Source organism: Clostridioides sp. GD02367, from assembly GCF_045900275.1.
Classification (GTDB): Bacteria; Bacillota; Clostridia; order Peptostreptococcales; family Peptostreptococcaceae; genus Clostridioides; species Clostridioides difficile_A.
On record NZ_JBJODK010000001.1, the window covers coordinates 206,307 to 223,745 of the forward strand.

The following is a 17,439-nucleotide window of genomic DNA, read 5'->3' on the forward strand; positions in this document are numbered from 1 at the left end:
TAACCTCCATATAATTTTCTGCCATACTTTAATTTTGACAGATAGTTTGGAGAGAAAAAATCTTTCGAGAAACGCATAACAAACTATCTGTCGATTACTGTGGTGCTTATAATATTATTTTACATCCATCTAAAATCTAAGAGATTTTGAGTAACTTCTTGAAGAAAGCGTGCTCCAGGAGCTCCATCTACCACTCGATGGTCATGGGTTAAGCTCATATTCATTACAGAACCAGCATAAAATGCACCCTCTTTAACAAGAACTTTTTCTATTATACTTCCAATCCCTAAAATTGCACTTTCTGGTGTATTTAATACTGGAGTAAAGTATGTTATTCCAAACATACCTAAATTGGTTATAGTAATAGTTCCATTACTCATCTCATCTTGATTTAATTGATTATTTTTAGCCTTTTCACTTAAATCACTTAGTTCTATACATATTGTTCTTAAGTCTTTCAAGTTTGCATTCTTTATTACAGGTACTACTAATCCATTTGGAATGTCTACAGCCACACCTACATTAATCTCATCATTTATTTTAAAATGATTTTCATCAAACACTTGTGTTCTAAGTTTAGGATGATTTTCAAGAGCTTGAGCTACAGCTTTTATTATAAGAGCTGTATAACTCAGTTTAATACCTGCATTTTTATATTTTTCTTTTAAACTTTTATATACTTTAGTTAGATTTGTAATTTCTAGTTCAGTAGCAATAGTAGTTTGAGCTGTTGTCAACAAACTTTCGTGCATTTTTTTTGCTATTATATTTTGCATTTGAGTCATTTTAGTTACCACATCATTTTCCCTTATAGTTGTCTTAGCGCTCTTAATTTGAGGAATAGATGTAGCATCTTGCCGTACTCCTTTTTCAACTACTTCACTTTGATTAGTTTCAATTACCTTTTCTTCTAGATTTTTATTCATGAAGTTTTTCAAATCATCAATTGTTATTGCTCCATGTATTCCTGTACCTTCTATGTTTGAATAGTCAATGCCTTTTTCTTCAGCTATTTTTTTAGCTCTTGGAGTTATTCTCTTTTCTATCTCCAAATTTTTTACCTCTATTATCTGCTCTAAGCTTGGAGTATCTTCTTCTTTCTCTATATTTGTTTTAACTGTCGGATTAAGTCCACTAATATCTTCATTTGCATCTGCAATTATACAGATTATTTCTCCACAATTTACAACTTCCCCCTCTTCAAACAGTATTTTTCTTAGTACTCCATCTTCTGTTGCTTCAACTGTATTAGTTATCTTATCAGTTTCAATTTCTAAAAGTTCATCGCCTTTATTTACAATGGTACCTTCTTCAATCAACCATGTACCAATTGTCCCATCTTCCATAGAAAGACCAAACTTTGGCATTTTAACCTCTGTAATCATGACTTATCCCCCCTTGATTAATATTGCATAACTTCTCTACAGGCTTTAATTAGGTTTTCTAGTTTTGGCAAAACAAAATCCTCTAAAACTGGTGCATATGCCACTGGAGCATCAATTGATGTAACTCTTTTTATTGGTGCACTTAGATACTCAAATACATCTTCATTTATCATTGCAGATATTTCAGCTGCCCATCCTCCTACTCTTGGTCCTTCTTGAGCAATAACTAATCTGCTAGTTTTTGCTACTGATTCTACTATAGTTTTTTTGTCATAAGGAAAAACAGTTCTAAGGTCGATTATCTCTACACTAATTCCTTCTTTTTGAAGTTCATTTGCTGCTTTATGTGCTAGACCTAACATCATTTGTGTAGCCACTATTGTAACATCACTGCCAACTCTCTCAATCTCAGCTTCATATAAAGGTATCTCATATGGTTCAACTGGTACTTCACCCTTAACGTTATATAGCATTTTATGTTCCAAAAACAATACTGGATTATCGTTCTTTATAGCTGATAATAACATTCCCTTAGCTTCATAAGGTGTTGTTGGTGAAACCACTACAAGTCCAGGAGTATTCATAAACCATGATTCTGCACAAACTGAGTGATGATATGCACAACGTATACCAGCTCCCTGCACTGCACGAACAGTAATTGGACAATGAGCTTTCCCTTGAAACATAAAGTTAAGTTTTGCTGCATTATTTACAAGTTGGTCAAAACAAACACCTAAAAAATCTGCAAACATTATCTCAGGTACAGGTCTTAATCCACAAAGAGCTGCTCCGTTTGATAATCCTAATATAGCTGACTCTGATAAAGCTGTATCCTTGATTCTATTTGGCCATTTAGCCATTATTCCTTTAGTAATTCCAAAATCTCCACCCATCTTAGCAACATCTTCACCTAATATAAAAACTCTATCATCATTTTCCATGGCTTGATGAAGTGCTTCATTTATTGCCATTCCATACGAAAGTTTTCTTCCCATTATCTTATTTCCACCTCTCTATCAACATATGTGTGTGTAACTGCATCTTTAACATCTGGTGATGGACTCTCCAATGAGAATCTTAGCATTTCTTGAACATCAGCCTCTATTTCTTCTTCAATATCTTTAAGTATATCTTCTGACATACCTTCTCTCTCAATAAGTACTTTTCTAGTTAGTTTTATTGGGTCTCTGTCTTTCCAATACTTAACTTCCTCTTCAGGTCTATATGCTGCTGGGTCTCCTGCAAAATGACCTTGCCAACGATAAGTAAGAAACTCTATTAATGTTGGACCTTCACCTTTTCTTGCTCTATCTGCTGCTTTTTCTACTATCTCAATTACTGCTTCTACATCATTCCCATCAACTCTATAACTTGGAATCTCGTATCCTTCCCCCCATGTTTTTAGTTCTTTTTGAGGATGAGAATCTGTATAGTGTGTAGATATAGCATACTGATTATTAAGCAAACAGTATATTATTGGTAGTTTCCATGTAGCTGACATATTAAGACTTTCATGACAAGTACCTTCTCCTAAAGTACCATCTCCTAAAAATACTGCTGTTACATCGTCAGTTTCTTTATATACAGATGCAAAAGCTGTGCCTAAGCAAGTTACCATAGTAGAACCTTGTATTCCATTGAATCCCATATTTCTACATTCAATATCATTTATATGCATTGAACCACCTCTGCCACCATTTATACCTGTAGCTTTAGCAAATATTTCAGCCATTACAAGTTTTGGGTCGGTTCCACAAAGTGCTATAGTCCCATGTCCTCTATGGTCTGGAAATTTATAATCTGTTTTTCTAAGTGCATCTACTATACCTGCTTGACAAGCCTCCTGACCTATACTTAAATGAACAAATCCTGGTATGGTACCATTTGCAGCATACTCTTCTATTACTTCTTCAAATCTTCGAATCATAACCATATCACGGTATAATTTTTCTAATCTTGTTTTATCTAACACCATTTTGTCTCCCCCTAAATTAATAGAATTTAAATCATTTATTTTAAAAAACTTCTTTCAAGAGCTGAATAATTTATCTCTCCTGATGAAAATGATTTTCCAGTATTTATATTGTGTATCTGTATTTTGCCAATCGAATGTACATCATGGTCTACATAGAAAAAATCTCTTCCTGCTTTTTCAAATACATCCTCAAATAATTCTCCATAATTTGGAGATGACGTTTTCCCCGCCAATTGATGTATAGTTTTTGCAATAGCAGTGTCAGTTGAATCTACCCAAAACTCAGTTTCACTACCATAAATTAATGCATCATTGATTCTTCCCATAGTCTTAATTTCGTCTTTTACTATTGGTGCTATTGGTGCTTTTCCTCTTGCAAGTACAATTTGACCTGCATCAAAGTTTTTTTCAAACATTTTATGGCATACTTGCTCAATGATTCTTGCTGATACTTGCATTGATGCTACAATACACGTACTAGGTGAAATCAATATATATGTGTCTTCTGGTTTTACTTTACAAGCATTTGCAACTTCTAAAATAGTTTTTTCATCAGGATATTTTATATCTTGAATGCACAAGACTGCCTCATGATAATCATCTTTGTATGGAGTCATTTCAAAATACCAATCTGATTTAACTCTTGCTAAAGCCCTTGCTGGACCTGACCCTATAGTCGCAAACTCTCCTTCACCGAGTTTCCATCCAGCAATCTGTGAACCCATACATGCAATTAAAGGCTTATCTATGAATACTTCAACAGATGAAAAAGAGTATTCTTCATTTAGTTTAAAATCTCCCAATGTTACTATCCCCAAATCACCTATAGAAACTCTAGTAAATAAAACACCTGCTTTCCAACTTCCACTACAATTTAAACCCATATCAATTATGGTTGCTCCACAATCTGTCTTGATGACTTCACACCCTAATGATTCTGCATCTTCCAATATTTCTCTTACTACTACCATCGCCTTTTTATTTAAACTTATCATTTTCATACCTCTCAATATATTTTATTTATGCTTTTTTTCCACAGACATCAATCGCAGCTCCCATTATTGGACTAGCTTCATCAGATGCTAAAAAAGTTACGACCTTTGATACTTCTTCTACTTGCAACATTTCTTCAAGTGGTATTGTAACTGCATCATCAGAGTCAAATCGTTTTCTTGTATATTCTGTATTTGTCATTCCTAGATATATTGCATTTACATTAATTCCATATTCTTTTACTTCTTCAGATAAAGTTTGAGTAAAACTTACCACACCTCCTTTAGAAGCTGAATATGCACCAAACCCTGGAAAAAAGTGCTTTGCTGCTGTGGAACTAATGTTTATTATTTTTCCATATCTTTTATCTATCATTGATTTGAGAACAGCTTTCGTACAATAGAAAGTTCCACTCAAATTTGTCTTTATCTGAGCATCCCATTCTTCAGCAGTAGTATCAATTACTGGACATGATTTATGAGTAGCGACATTATTAATCAAGATATCTACAGTCCCAAACTTTTCTATTAAGTTCTTAAAGCAATTATCTACTTCTTTGGATTTACTTACATCACAAACTGAAACGAATGCTCTACCACCAGATTTGATGATTTTATCTGCAATATTATCCAACTTACTTTTAGTTCTTCCAATCAAAACTACAATTGCCCCTTCTATACCAAAATCTAAAGCAAAACCTGCCCCTAATCCTTGACCCGCTCCTGTTATCACAACAACCTTATCTCTAAATCTTAAATCCACAACCACCACACCCTTTACATTCACATAATTTATATTTACAGCTAGAAAAAAGTGTCTTACTACAATCTCTAAAACATCTTAAATGGTTTCTTATTTTTTATAAGACAAGATTAAATACTTATATTTTCTAATAAAGTATTTTTCTTTAATGGCAAACTATAAAAGTCACACTTTAGTGCATTAGCCACAGCATTTGACACTGCTGGTGCTGAAGGTACTACTGAACATTCTCCTATACTCTTAGCTCCAAACGGACCACCAGGTTCTCCACATTCTATCATGCCTACTTTTATCTTAGGCATTTCACTTGCTTTTATCATATGGTATGAGCGAAATGAATTAGTCTTTATTCTTCCTCTATCATCAAATTCAAGTTCCTCCGTCAAAGCATATCCTATTCCCATCTGAATTGCCCCTTCAATCTGACCTTCTATAGACATTGGATTTAGTGCTTTTCCTACATCATGTACTGCTACATATTCAAGTACCTTTACATCTCCTAATTTTGTATCAACTTCAACTTTAGCAAAATGTGCACCATATGAACTTGCACCAGTGTCTGAAGAAAATGTCTCAACTCCAATAATTTCCCTTAAATTTACTTTTTGTGCATGTATCATAACATCACACAATGTAGCATTTTTATCAGTATTTTTAATAGAATAAACTCTGTCATTTTTTAATTCTATCCATTCTTCATCCTCTTCTAGAAGTTGTGATGCTTCTTTTAATAGTTGTTTTTTTACTGAGTTAGCAACTTTTAAAGCTGCATTTCCAGATACGAATACTCCTCTACTTGCATAGTCACCTAGATTCCATGGTGATGCTTCTGTATCTGCTTGTATACACTCTATTTTTTCTTGGCTTATTCCAAGTATTTCAGATATAATCTGCACTTGAACACTTACAGATGCATTTCCCATATCATGAGTACCTGTATATAATACAGCTGAACCATCTTCATTCATCTTAAGCATCAAAGCTGTCATGTCTCTATGTGCCCCAAAACATCCATTTCCATGTGAACCAACTGCCATACCTATGCCGATTAAGAATCTCCCGCTTGAACTATTTTGCTGTTTAATTTGTTTTTTCCATTCAAACATTTCCATTCCTTTCTTTATACAGTCTATTGGTCTTGGATTTCCATGAGGACTTTTAAATCTCTGGTCTATTCCATCAGGCTCAACTAAGTTCTTAAGTTGTAAATCTAAAATATCCATGTTGAGTTTCTTCGCAATCTTATTTAGTTGTGATTGTTGAGCAAAGAAAGCTTGTGGAGAACCATATCCTCTCATAGCTCCTGCAATTGGAGTATTCGTATACACTGGTATCCCAGTATATCTCATATTTTCAATCTTATATGATTTAAATACTTTATGACTCATAGCTCCTATTACATTTAGAGCACTTGATGTGTATGCTCCTGTATTTGTAATAACTTTCATATCTTGCGCTATAATTTGCCCATCTTTCATAACACCTGTTTTTAGATATACAACTGCACCATGTCTAGTTCTTGTTGAAGCCATAGTTTCTCTCCTATTAAGCTCTAGTTTTACTGGTCTGCCTGATAACTTTGCCAGTAAAGCTACTATTGGCTCAATAGTAATTTCCAATTTTCCTCCAAAAGCGCCACCAATAGCTGGGCTTACCAATCTTACTTTATTCATTGGCAATTCAAATATTTTAGATAATATTACTCTAAAAGCAAAAGTATTTTGATTGGGACTATAGACTGTAAGTTTTCCACTATAATCATAGTCTGCAATAGCAACATGAGTTTCTATAGCTCCATGATGTATAGCTGGAAGTTTATATTTATCTTCAAAGATGTAATCAGCTTTTTTCATAGCTTCTTCTACATTTCCACATTCCTGCACATTTTCTGTAAGTTTATTACCATCTTTATGTATTGGATATGCATTTTCTTTTATTGCTTCTTCTGGGTCGAATACTGAAGGCAATTCTTCATACTCGACTTCAATAAGTTTCAGTGCTTTTTCAGCTGTTTTTAAATCTTCGGCTGCAACAGCTGCGACCTTATCCCCCACAAAACGAACAATATCATCAAAAATGTATTCAACTTCAGGCAATTCATGTTCATAAAACCTCATTGCGCTGTTAAAAGCTATTCTTGGTGAATTTTTATATGTAGCTATAGCTTTTACTCCTTCTAATTTTTCTGCTTTTGATGTGTCTATTCTCTTAATTTTTGCATGTGCCACAGGGCTAAATAATACCTTAGCATATAGCATATTGGGGATTTTCATATCTGCAGTGTATTTAAGTTGACCAGTAGCTTTAAGCACAGCATCCCTTATTGGAACTCTTTCACCTATAACATTCAGTTCACTACTCAAATGCTACACCTCCCATTCTTTTTGCTGATAAAAGTATAGCCTCGACAATTTTTACATATCCTGTACATCTACAAAGATTATTATCTATGGACTTTCTAACATCCATTTCAGAAGGATTTGGATTTTTATCCAACAAAGCTTTTGCTGACATTATCATACCTGGAGTACAATATCCACATTGTACAGCTCCACAATCAATAAAGGCTTGTTGGATTGGATGTATATTGATTCCATCTGATAACCCTTCAATTGTCATGATTTTTTTACCCACTGCGTTTTTTGCTAAAATCAGACATGAATTCACTGCTTCTCCATTTAAAATTATTTTACAAGCTCCACAATCACCTGTACTACATCCACATTTACTTCCAGTTAGATTTAATTTTTCTCTTAAGACATAAAGTAAAGTCCACTTATTTTCTATGGCTACCTCTTTCACTGTGCCATTTATATCAAGTTCAATAACCTCCATAACCTTCACCTTCCACCTACAGAATTTAATTATGTATATCTCTATGAAATTTTAAATTTAATTACTTTGTCTGTATTATTTAAGCTCTTTTTTCAACTCTTTTTTACACAAAATCCTCTAATTACTGATAAAAAAAGAGGAGCAAGGCGCTCCTCTTGGATATCCTTTCAGATTATACTTTTATTAAAATGAGTATCATATCTTTTGATTATTCAAGTTTTTAAGGTTTTTGGGTAAAAAAAATAGAAGCAAGGCGCTCCTTCTTGGATATCCTTTCAGATTGTATTTATAAGCTATTGGGTTTCCTTCAAAGTTCAATCCTATTTTTGGTAAAAAAAATAGAAGCAAGGCGCTCCTTCTTGGATATCCTTTAGAATTACGTTCTCTAAGCTTTACAACTTACTTCACTCTCAACTACATCTTCCTTTTCCTTAGGTAATATGATATTTAGTATTAGAGATAATAAAGCTGTTCCAGATATACCAGTCATTAAAGTGACTACTATACTTGGTAAAAATGCTAATGCAGCTTGATTAAAATAACCACCCATACCAATACCTAATGAAACTGCTAAAATTGTTATGTTACGATTTGTCATTTTACCCATACCAATAACTTTAATACCTGATGATGCAATTGTTCCAAACATCATAACTAATGTTCCTCCAATAACTGGATTTGGCGTTAAAGCTAATATTTGTGCAAACTTTGGAAAAAATGCTAAAATCCCTATTATTACTCCTCCAAGTGCTACTATGTACCTACTTGCAACACCTGTCATACAGATTATGCCTATGTTTGGGCTACCTGATATAACTGGAAGCCCGTTGAACAAAGCTGCAAAGCAACTTCCAACTCCATCTGCTCTTACTGCTCTCATCAATTCTTTTTGTGTAGGTAATCGATTTTCAACAGAGCTGACAACACCTGTAGTGTCTCCTATTATCTCCATAACTGTCACAATATGAATCGTACATATGGTTACAATAGCCCCTAAGTTAAACTCCAGTCCCCAAAATACAGGTCTTGGCATCGCAAACCAATTTGCTTGTGCCATACTAGAAAAGTCAACCATACCAAATATCACTGCTACTATATACCCTATCACTATTGAAATTATTATGGATGCCACTTTCAGAAAACCTTTTCCAAATTGATTTAAAATTAGTGTCAATAACAGTGTAAATATAGCCAAAGAAAAATTAGCAACTACATCAGGGCTATGAGCATCAAATGATACTGCATAGTCAAATGAAGAACTCATAAGTGATAACCCAACTGCTAAAACAACACTTCCTGTAACTGTAGGTGTAAAATATTTATGCAAATATTTTACTGCATATGGTCCTACTAAAGTTAAGACTAAACTTCCTACAAGTACTGCCCCAAAAGCTCCAGCAATACCGACATCATTATTCGTACTTAAGGCAATTAATGGTGCTACAAAGGTGAAACTACCACCAGTAACAATTGGTAACCGTGACCCTATTGGCCCAATCCCCATAGATTGCAGTATGGTGCTCACTCCTGCAATCAACATCGAACATTGAATCAAAAATGCAGTCTCACTTAGTGAGAGACCCATGCCAACAGCTACTAAAATAGCACCAGACATAGTACCCGCAAAAGCAGAAAAAACATGTTGCATACTAAGCGGTATTGCTGTTAGAAGCTTTGGCTTGTCGTTAAATCCATACTTGTAATTTTCCATATCTTACCCCTTATCGCTCCCGCCATTGCCGCCAAATGTATGGAGCTATGTAATAAATTATTAGTAACCTTAAAAGTTAGAGCCTAATAAATATTGCACAGTTAAATTATGAAGTTTTAGTTATACATTTTGAAATTAGAAAAGCTCTAATTTAAGGAGTGGCGGAGGATTACTTACTAAAAAAATAAAACGTTTGCCTTAGCATTATTTTTATTTTCTGTAAACTAGGTAATTAATCCGATTTTTAATTGTATTATACAGTCACGATTTTAGACTGTCAAGATTATTCTGACAATTTATTTTCGTCTTTATGCGAATTTCTTAAAATAAAAATAATACTTATTTTGTAGAATAAAGTCAGTATTAAAATTCTTTAATTCTTAAATTATAGTTATTTTTTTATCATTTCCAATCAACTTTATAAGATATATATAAACAATTCCAACTCAATCTAATGCAACTTTACATGTTATATTCCTACAATAAACATAATATATAATACTCACCAAGCCTCCTTCTTAACCAGTTAGAATTATTCTCCATCAAACAACTGTCATACTATAATAAATACTACATTTTACATATACTAATGACTAATAAATATATCTCTAAAATTCTAACTATATGTTATATTATTTTAATATATACAACATAATTTCAATTGTTTCTATGACCTTTAAGTCGTAAAATATATAATTATTCCTTTAATGTAGTTTTTATATAGCCGTTATAATTTTATCATTTTTTGTTTATAAAACATTTTTTCCAAAGCGATATAATTATTTATTTATCTAATTTTTCTACATAATTTAACGATTAAAAATATTAATTTTTCATTGTATAATGAAAATATTTTTTGTATCTTTTTTATATTCATCTTCACTATTATTAAAATAAATTAAATTTTATTACTAAAAGTAAAAACGAAATATGATTTTTATTTAAATAAATTTCACACTTCGTCTTTACTTATTGGATACTTATTTTATTTATAAATTCCTATTATTTTCAAGAATTTATTTTTTTAATACTTCACCACATTGAATATCAGTGACCTTCCCCTCCTCCAATGCGATTTTACCATTTACAATTACATATTCAACACCTTTAGCTAATAATTGTGGTTTTGAGAAATCAACTTCTTCTGACCTAGGATAACTATAGTTTTCTATATCAATAACAACTATATCAGCTATTTTTCCTTCTTCAAGGATGCCTCTATCTTTTATTTTAAATTGTCTAGCTGGTAATGAAGTAACTCTTCTTACAATTTCTTCTAGTCTTACACCTGATTTTCTATACATATTGAAGAAAATTGGAAATGCTCCTCTTCTTTGTAGTTCAAACCATGACATATCTCCACCTACACTAAACAAACAATCTGAGCCAACCATAACAAATGGATTGTCAATTATTTTATTATCATGTAATTTATCTGGGAAATCAGCTCTATACATCCCACCTAAACAAAAGATAAGCTCTTCATCTCCACATAAAAGTAAATCAAGTAATAATATATCTTCATCCACACATTTTTGAATGGCTATTTCACGTATTGATTTTTTTTCCATATCAGTATCTTTAGTGTTTAGAAGTATTATACTTCCTCTATCTCCAAGTATAAATGCCTCTTTTAATATAAGTGCCCTTCCTTCTTCATTTTTAAGAGCATCCATTACTCCATCCATACCTAGCTCAAATAAGCTAGATGATATTGCCATAATAAATTGAATCACTCTTTTCTTCTTCATACAATGACCAGAACTTCTTGGTACTGTATCAACCATTATATCAACGCCATTGTATCTAGCTCTTAATATCTCATCAAAGGCTTCTATTTCAACGGGGCTTAAGTGAGATACTTGTACTCTAGCCCCACTTTTTTGACCAACCTCTATAGTTTCTTTTACTGCATTATATCTTCCTATATAATCTCTAATATGAGATGTATATATACCATCATGCTCTTTAATTAACTTTGCGATATCAACCAGTTCATCAATATCAGCATACTTACTTGGAATATATGCCAATCCAGTAGATATTCCAAAAGCCCCACTTTTCATACCATCATTTATTATATTTGTAATTTCTTTTTTTTCTTCTTCTGTAGGTGGTCTATCTTTAGAACCTCCCATAACACTCCATCTTATAGTTCCATGACCCAATAAAAATCCCATATTAATAGAAATGCCACTTTTAGATATAAGGTCACAATATTCTGTAAAGTTATTCCAATATTTATTTTTATCTATAAGATATTTTTTCTCTTCTTCAAGTAATAAGCCGTTTTTATACATATACTCATATACATTTTCAGAAGAATATGGTGTTATAGAATGCCCACAATTACCATTTATAGTTGTTGTAACTCCTTGTTTTAGGAATTTTTCAAATTTGCCATCTAGTATTGCTACTATCTCTTCATGAACATGAGGGTCAATAAATCCAGGAGTTATAACTTTTCCATGACAATTAATTATTTTGTTTGTTTCTTCATTTATCCCAGAATCTATTTTAACTATTAAATTGTCTTTAATTGCTATATCTCCATAAAAACCAACCTCTCCAGTACCATCTACTATAAATCCATTTTTTAAGATTAAATCGTATATCAAGATATTCCCTCCCTAAAACTGTACTTTTAAGTAATTTTTTCTGTAACTTTTTGTACATTAAAACTGAATTATAATATTTAAGAATTTATTATCATTTAAATGTTATTAATCACTAAGTTTATCTTTATACATAGCTCTTGCAATTAATATAGTCCCAAATACACATATAAGAACTACTAAAGATTGTGGTATTATACCTTGCTTTGATAGTGTAATCGTTAATACAGATATTACAATTGCTACTATACCTAATTTTTTATCTTGTAAAAATACTTGTCCAAATACTGACCCAAATAAAGCTGGTAATATTAAATTTAGTTTTTCTACTACTTCAGCTGGAATCTTAGATAATACACTTCCTCCTAGAATTACTCCTATAGTTAATATACTTATATTCACTAAAATAGATACAGCTATACCTATTGTAGATATTATTGAACCTTCTTCTGTTCCTGATTCAACTTCTGCTGCCTTTTGAGCTGCTATTGAACATGGTAGTCTCATATTAGATATATTTCCAGAAAGAAAACTCATATAAGTTCCTGGTATACCTAAAATTGGCGAATAAGAAACTGGCTCTATTATGTAGTTTGGAGCACTCATGCTAACAATTGCCATTGTACTTGCCAATAATGCTGATATTGGAGGCATAATACCAAATCCAAAACTCAAAATTATTCCAGGAACCAAAGCTGCTATAATACCTAAAGATAATGTCAATCTTCCATACCTTATCATAAAAGGTAAGTACTCTTCATTGTATATAGATTTTACTTTACTCATAAAACTTCCCCCTTTATATTACTGAAGCTATTATCATTCCACTGAACATTGATATTGTAAGCCCCCACTCTCTTAACCATTTTATATTTTTCTTTTTTTCAATCATACATAATATTATCATTATAGCCATCCCACTTATACATGCAATTGTTCCATTATCAAAACGTAATACCCTATCAGCATTTAAATATGCAAATGAACCTAGCATCGCTCCTAAAGATATTATTGGTATAAATGATTTCTTTCCACTAGATATAACATTAGTTATCTTATCCAATTTATGCCCAAACAGTAACGTGAATATTATCCATCCTAAAGAACCAAGTATCATAGTCCAAACTGCATTTGTAAATGCCAATTCTGTCATTTCAGGAGAACCCAAAGTTATACCTAGCGCATCTGTTCCAAACCCTGCTGACATAGATTCAAAAATTACAGAACCTATAAACGATAATCTCATCCATGCTATAGGTCCACCCATTGTAACTATAAGCGATACCATTCCAGCAAATATAGTCATTGAAGGTCCTATAGCTGAAATAGCACTACTTTTAACAGCTGATTTTATTTGTTTATCTGTTATTCCCATTGTTTTACCAACTTTACAAGACTTTATAGCAAATATAAGGGATTGTACCACTACTATTGATACTGCTACTGTACTTGCTATCCACAAGAGTGGATGATTAGCTAATTTTAAATAATCCATTTATAAAACCTCCCTATAAATCCTCAACTTTTATTAATACTTCTACTCTATTTACTTATTTCCACACCTGCTTTAACACTCTAAGTATATTTCCTCCTAGTACCTTTTCTATTTCCTCATCACTGTACCCATTTTTTACTAAATATCTAACAATATTTTTTGAAGTCTCAGTTGGATTCTCAAGCCCTTTTACATATTCTACTTTAGGATGTTCTTTTGTACCTGTTATCTTTTTTATATCAAATTTAGCAGCTAACACTGAGTGTAATTTTACATGGTCACCATATACTGTATCTGGACCAAATGCTACATGGTCTATTCCTACTAAGTTTTTGATATACTCAAAATGCTCCATAAATGAATCTATTGAATGTTCTTTATTTTTCTCAGTTATCGTAGTATGAGGTGCTGCTTCTACACCTATAACTCCTCCTTTTTTAGCACATGCTATTAACACTTCGTCTGGAGTCAATCTTTTCGTATCCCATAATCCTCTTGCTCCAACATGACTTAATATTATTGGGTCTTTACTATACTCTATAACATCAAGTGTTGTTTGTACTCCAACATGAGAACAATCTATTGCCATACCAATCTTATTCATTCTTTCAACAGCTTTTCTACCAAAATTCGTAAGACCTCCATCTTTTTCTTCTTTTAATCCAGAGCCTAATGCATTGGATTCACTGTACGTGATTCCCATTAACCTTATACCAAATCCATATAATATATCTATTCTATCAAGTTCATTCTCTATTGGTGCTGCTCCTTCTAGTGTTGGTATCAATGCCACTTTACCTTCACTTTTAGCTCTATATATGTCTTCCACTTTTTCACACTTTATAACAAAATCTTGGTGTGCTAAATCACATAACCTCATACCTAAATCAATTAGTATATCATCCCATTTCCATCCAGCATTTGATGTTATTGTGCACACACCATCCATTAAATTATCAAATATAGCATCATAATATCCTCTTGACAATGCTTCATAGGCACATCTTTGTTTTCCTTCTCTGTTGTATTCAAATATATCTCTTTCTAAATGTTCTGGGAATAAAACTGGATGTTCATGTAGAGATATAAATACTTTTTCATCTACTATACTTTTAACTTTAGCTTCTTGAACATCATCTAACTCGATAAGATACTCTTCTACTCTCTTATCTCCTTTACACATCTCAATAGATGAGATATCTTTTCCCTTTTCTAAATAACTATAAGCTTCGTATCCTTTATAAGCTGACTTCATAACAACATCCTCCAAATTTTACAATTTTTTTATATTTTCACTATATAGCAATTGATATGCCAAAATATAAGTTTTAATTGCACATTAAATTTTTCAAAAAATAAAAACGGTAGTAAAATGACGATTTACTACTGTTTATTCGAAATAATATTTTTTATTTTTAATTCAATATTTTTTAAATTATCTCAATATTTGAAATAATTTTATTTATCTAAGATTATCTTAGGGGATTTTTAGGGGATTTTTCATTTTTAATCCCCTATATTTCCCCCTTAAATTTTACATATGATATAAAGTTCTTTCCTTCATCAGTTATAAAGCTCCCTTGTTTTTTTACTCCAGATGATAGTAATCCATGATTTTTTAACTTATCTATTCTTTTTCTAATTTGGTCTACACTTAATGTTATACTTCTTTCTTTTAAAATTTCTTGTAATTTATTTCTTCCTAAGGATATATTTTTATTATTCCAATTTTCTATACTCATCAATATACAAATACTCTCACTAAAGAAATTTGATTGTTTAAAATCTAGTATAATTGAATCAAAATTTTCATTAACTAGAGTATTGTTATTTTCAAATTTAAATTGTTCTGGCAAATGCTCATAGTCTACCCTATCTTCCTCCACTATGGTGTCTATATAATAAATCAAATTTTTAAGTTCTCTTACATTACCTGGCCACTCATACAGTTTTAATACCTGCATCGACTTTTCTGTAAAACACTTATTACTATTTATTTCATTCAAGAAATACTTACTTATAAGAGGTATATCTTCCTTACGTTCTCTAAGCCTAGGTATTTCTATATGCAATACATTAATCCTATAATACAAATCTTCTCTAAAAGAACCTTTTTTGATTTTTTTCTTTAAATCCTTATTTGTTGCAGCTATAATTCTAACATCCACAGGTATAATTTTACTTCCTCCCATTCTCATGACTTCTTTTTCTTGTAAGACTCTTAACAATCTTTGTTGTACATCTAGAGAGACGTCACCTATCTCATCCAAAAAAATTGTTCCTGTATGTGCTCTTTCAAATATCCCTATTTTTCCACCTTTTATAGCTCCTGTAAAACTTCCCTCTTCATAACCAAAAAGTTCGCTTTCAATAAGTGTATCTGATAAAGAAGATAGATTTACTGCAACAAAGGGCTTATCTTTTCTTAGAGATTCATTGTGTATTGCTTGAGCAAATATTTCCTTTCCTGTTCCATTTTCACCAAGTATCAACACAGAAAAATCTGTAGATGCTATTTTTCTTGCAATATTAATCTTTTCTTTTATTATTTTACTTTCGCCTACAACATTATCAAATGTGTACTTTGATACAAAGCCTTTTGTCTGAAATTTATTTTGAATCTTATCCTCAAGTATCTGAATTGCACTTATATCTTTAATACTTATAATACTTTTTATACGTTCATTATTTTCATACACATTTACTTTATTAATTATGAGTTTTTTGTTATTTAGACTCACTACTTCATCACTAACTTCATCCTCTTGAAAAAATATTTTTTTAATAATTTTATCACTAAATAAATCCATAAAATTATTAGATATAATCTCATTTTGGTCTATCCCAACTAGATTAGAAAATACTTTATTGCAATATATAAACTTTCCTAGCTTATCAATAGAAGCAATACCTTCATCAATAATCTCCAAAAAACTCTTCATAGTTTTATTCATAGTTGTATAATACCTATATCCACTTACTGTATCTTCATTATATTTTTCTTTAATAATATGTAACTTATCTATAGATATGTTCAGCTTTGTAAAGATTTCTATGACTGTATTTATATCGATTATTTTATCCCCTATATCAATTATTTGCTTCACATTTTGTGGTACATTATTTCTACTTCCTGTAATAATCCCAATTTCACATTTAGACTTATTGCATCCTGGATAATATGGTATTAGATTAATATGAATTAGGCCTAGTTTTCTAATTATCTTGGTTGTTTCATCTGCTGACTCTTTATAATCATCTATGACCATAACTTCAGAATCATTTTCTATACTTATTATCTGGTTTATATTTTCAATGTTTATTGTACGATGTATTATTACAATAGGTATATTTTTATCGATATTATTGTGTATATGTTCTTTTATCTCATTATCTGAACATACTATAAGCTCATACTTTAATACTTCAATATCAATTCTATCTATATAGACCAAGTTATCTATATTACAAAATTCTCCAAATATATTTTCTAACTGTTTTGATGTATCTATATTTATTTTGTCATCTGTTGATATAAATAAAATATTATGTTTTTTCATACCATCACCTCCTGTTTAGTGAATATAGAAACTAATAATTTGGTCTATTGTAGCACTTTTTAAAAAAGTTTTAAATCTTAAAAATCATATTTTATATCATTTGGTATT

The 17,439-nt window shown here is 31.4% G+C and carries 13 protein-coding genes; all 13 read right to left on the reverse strand.

Annotated features, from left to right (window positions below):
* Positions 1-119: 119 nt before the first annotated feature.
* Complete coding sequence (locus Q3223_RS00820; protein ID WP_074179775.1) at positions 120-1,385, reverse strand: dihydrolipoamide acetyltransferase family protein; 1,266 nt, start codon at positions 1,383-1,385, stop codon at positions 120-122.
* A gap of 17 nt (positions 1,386-1,402) precedes the next feature.
* The gene (locus Q3223_RS00825) at positions 1,403-2,380 is read right to left on the reverse strand and encodes an alpha-ketoacid dehydrogenase subunit beta (RefSeq protein WP_054271445.1); all 978 of its coding nucleotides are present in this window, start codon (positions 2,378-2,380) and stop codon (positions 1,403-1,405) included.
* Positions 2,380-3,360 (reverse strand): thiamine pyrophosphate-dependent dehydrogenase E1 component subunit alpha, encoded by a 981-nt coding sequence (locus Q3223_RS00830; RefSeq protein WP_074179776.1) that lies wholly within the window; start codon positions 3,358-3,360, stop codon positions 2,380-2,382. Before Q3223_RS00830 ends, Q3223_RS00825 begins: the two co-directional genes overlap by 1 nt.
* A gap of 35 nt (positions 3,361-3,395) precedes the next feature.
* Positions 3,396-4,355 (reverse strand): methenyltetrahydromethanopterin cyclohydrolase, encoded by a 960-nt coding sequence (mch, locus tag Q3223_RS00835; protein WP_054271447.1) that lies wholly within the window; start codon positions 4,353-4,355, stop codon positions 3,396-3,398.
* Between the two features lie 25 nt (positions 4,356-4,380).
* Positions 4,381-5,115: an SDR family NAD(P)-dependent oxidoreductase gene (locus tag Q3223_RS00840; RefSeq protein WP_219672863.1), complete on the reverse strand. Its 735-nt coding sequence runs from the start codon at positions 5,113-5,115 to the stop codon at positions 4,381-4,383.
* Positions 5,116-5,225: 110 nt separating this feature from the next.
* Complete coding sequence (locus Q3223_RS00845) at positions 5,226-7,478, reverse strand: xanthine dehydrogenase family protein molybdopterin-binding subunit (RefSeq protein WP_407811462.1); 2,253 nt, start codon at positions 7,476-7,478, stop codon at positions 5,226-5,228.
* Positions 7,471-7,950, reverse strand: coding sequence for a (2Fe-2S)-binding protein (locus tag Q3223_RS00850; protein ID WP_054277445.1), 480 nt, complete (start codon positions 7,948-7,950; stop codon positions 7,471-7,473). The genes Q3223_RS00845 and Q3223_RS00850 overlap by 8 nt, the downstream gene beginning before the upstream one ends.
* A gap of 385 nt (positions 7,951-8,335) precedes the next feature.
* A complete protein-coding gene (locus Q3223_RS00855; protein WP_407811463.1) occupies positions 8,336-9,661 on the reverse strand; it encodes a uracil-xanthine permease family protein in 1,326 nt (441 codons plus the stop codon).
* Between the two features lie 1,016 nt (positions 9,662-10,677).
* Complete coding sequence (locus Q3223_RS00860; protein WP_407811464.1) at positions 10,678-12,279, reverse strand: N-acyl-D-amino-acid deacylase family protein; 1,602 nt, start codon at positions 12,277-12,279, stop codon at positions 10,678-10,680.
* A 105-nt stretch (positions 12,280-12,384) separates the two neighbouring features.
* Complete coding sequence (locus Q3223_RS00865) at positions 12,385-13,062, reverse strand: hypothetical protein (protein WP_054271453.1); 678 nt, start codon at positions 13,060-13,062, stop codon at positions 12,385-12,387.
* A gap of 13 nt (positions 13,063-13,075) precedes the next feature.
* Positions 13,076-13,771, reverse strand: a complete 696-nt coding sequence (locus Q3223_RS00870; protein ID WP_054271454.1) for a DUF5058 family protein — start codon at positions 13,769-13,771, stop codon at positions 13,076-13,078.
* Positions 13,772-13,826: 55 nt separating this feature from the next.
* Entirely contained in the window at positions 13,827-15,026 is a 1,200-nt protein-coding gene (locus tag Q3223_RS00875) for a membrane dipeptidase (protein ID WP_231301520.1), read from the reverse strand.
* Positions 15,027-15,285: 259 nt separating this feature from the next.
* Positions 15,286-17,331 (reverse strand): sigma-54 interaction domain-containing protein, encoded by a 2,046-nt coding sequence (locus tag Q3223_RS00880; RefSeq protein WP_407811465.1) that lies wholly within the window; start codon positions 17,329-17,331, stop codon positions 15,286-15,288.
* Between the last annotated feature and the right edge of the window lie 108 nt (positions 17,332-17,439).

Bases quoted from the DNA above. Each gene is read 5' to 3' on its own strand.
- Q3223_RS00855 (WP_407811463.1), bottom strand. From the start codon at position 9,661: ATGGAAAATTACAAGTATGGATTTAACGACAAGCCAAAGCTTCTAACA.
- Q3223_RS00850 (WP_054277445.1), bottom strand. From the start codon at position 7,950: ATGGAGGTTATTGAACTTGATATAAATGGCACAGTGAAAGAGGTAGCC.
- Q3223_RS00875 (WP_231301520.1), bottom strand. From the start codon at position 15,026: ATGAAGTCAGCTTATAAAGGATACGAAGCTTATAGTTATTTAGAAAAG.
- Q3223_RS00870 (WP_054271454.1), bottom strand. From the start codon at position 13,771: ATGGATTATTTAAAATTAGCTAATCATCCACTCTTGTGGATAGCAAGT.
- Q3223_RS00865 (WP_054271453.1), bottom strand. From the start codon at position 13,062: ATGAGTAAAGTAAAATCTATATACAATGAAGAGTACTTACCTTTTATG.
- Q3223_RS00880 (WP_407811465.1), bottom strand. From the start codon at position 17,331: ATGAAAAAACATAATATTTTATTTATATCAACAGATGACAAAATAAAT.
- Q3223_RS00820 (WP_074179775.1), bottom strand. From the start codon at position 1,385: ATGATTACAGAGGTTAAAATGCCAAAGTTTGGTCTTTCTATGGAAGAT.
- mch (WP_054271447.1), bottom strand. From the start codon at position 4,355: ATGATAAGTTTAAATAAAAAGGCGATGGTAGTAGTAAGAGAAATATTG.
- Q3223_RS00825 (WP_054271445.1), bottom strand. From the start codon at position 2,380: ATGGGAAGAAAACTTTCGTATGGAATGGCAATAAATGAAGCACTTCAT.
- Q3223_RS00830 (WP_074179776.1), bottom strand. From the start codon at position 3,360: ATGGTGTTAGATAAAACAAGATTAGAAAAATTATACCGTGATATGGTT.